Origin of the sequence: Bartonella sp. MU70NMGDW (assembly GCF_042194085.1) — a bacterium.
Classification (GTDB): Bacteria; Pseudomonadota; Alphaproteobacteria; order Rhizobiales; family Rhizobiaceae; genus Bartonella; species Bartonella grahamii.
Window position 1 is genome coordinate 1 of the sequence record NZ_JBHIMK010000246.1, and the last position, 1,736, is coordinate 1,736.

At 33.0% G+C, this 1,736-nt stretch carries 1 protein-coding gene and 1 pseudogene; both read left to right on the forward strand.

What is annotated here, in order from left to right; translation table 11 throughout:
• On the forward strand, window positions 1-195 hold a 195-nt coding region (locus tag ACFIKE_RS10125; protein WP_375649678.1), incomplete at its 5' end, for a translocation/assembly module TamB domain-containing protein.
• A 450-nt stretch (window positions 196-645) separates the two neighbouring features.
• A pseudogene (locus ACFIKE_RS10130) lies at window positions 646-925 on the forward strand (Arm DNA-binding domain-containing protein); the annotation flags it as partial.
• Window positions 926-1,736 lie beyond the last annotated feature (811 nt).

A 1,736-nucleotide genomic window follows, 5' to 3' on the forward strand; every position in this document is an offset into this window, starting at 1 on the left:
AATGAGAAGGGTAATACAGGCTTACGTATTGGACGCTACATACACAATAATATTTATTTGGGCTTTGAAGCAGGGTCTGATGGAACGACGAAAGGGACAATTAATTTAGATATTTCGCGTCATCTCAAAGCTAAAGGTGCCATAGGAAATGAACAAAATTCTAGTATTGGTCTCTTTTATGAAAGAGATTATTAAAGATTGAATTTTAAAAAAACAATTTCTTCGTTTTTTGTCTTTCATTTTTAAATCTGAGGAAGGAGGCATAGACTAGAAATCCTATAAAAGAAGAAGCTTTTTGTTGAGGCGTGAAGAGATATATCTGAAATATTCGATTTTTTGTTATGCTATTCTCTAAAGGGACAAAATATTCACGAAAAATAGTATGTTATTTTGCTGTTATATACTTATTGTAGAGAAATACCTTACCTTGTTCTCAAGCCCATCTCGTGCTGTTGCCTAAAGAATGTAGTGTATGCAATATATTGATTTATAAAGATAATGTATCATTATTCAATTTGAATTAGAACTTTAAATATCGTAAGATTCTCTCATTGCGAATCTCTCTCGCGTTGAATCAAACCATTCGCCTTGCATGTTACAAGCGGGGAATCCTGTGTGGATAAAACTATTAAGAAATGACTAAAAATGCCTCTTATGAACCATCTCGAGAGCTAAGGGCTGTCGCAACATTAGGGGCTGGCAAAATAGTGTGAATGGTGCTGGCTTGTTACTCCATAAGCGTAAAGAAGGGGGTAATGGGTTTCTCGTTATACAATTCACGGACGTTATCGCGAAATGGGCTTGGGGAAGACTTTGAGAGAAGTCTCTTTAAAACAAGCACCTGAATTTGCAACACAATGGCATTCTGTTTTTACGTGAAGGACATGATTCCATTAAAGAACGTGATAAACAAAAGCGTGAGGCAAGCGGAGAATTCATAAGATATCGATTTTATTGTCAAATGCATTTAAAGCAATATTTTTTAATAATAAAAATTACCTATTATTTTAGATTTTTGTTTATTGTGTTTTTGAATGAGATCACTTTTCTTATAACGAATAGCCCTCCAAACAGAATACTCCAAAATATAACACTATTGTGTTGCAAGTTCATGAGCTTGTTTTAAAGAAACATTTCTCAGTGTGCGCTTGAGCCTATTTCATAAGATTGCTTGTGAAATGGTATAAAGGACCTCTTATGAATGGTATAAAATCCATACTACCGTTATTAATAAAGGTATAAGTATTTATTAAGGATATAAGTCGGCATTATCATTCTATTTTCCAGCTTCTCATGTCGCCGACAATTTTTTCACTTGAAAATGTAGAGGTATTTTTATTGCTTATCTTAAGGGTTTTTATGCATACGCCAATATCTCTTATGACACACAACAAGTGCTGTTGATTGATTCATCATAAATATAAAGAAAATTTGCAATAAACCATAAAATTCTCTGCCAATTCTTGGTTGAAGTAATACTTTTTCTTGGTAACAAGTCTTTTTTATAAATGGAGCATTACCTTCTACCCATTTTTTATTTCAAGTCTTATTTAAGGATCTAGAAATTAGGAGGTATGTTTTTTGAACTGGATATTATGAAGTTTTTTATAAAACCCATGTTCTTTTTCTAGCAATTCTTTTTGAGTACCTTGTTCAATCAGTTGTCCATTTTGTATGACCACAATTTTATGAGCACGAGCAATCGTTGAAAGGCGATGAGCAATAATGATCGTTGT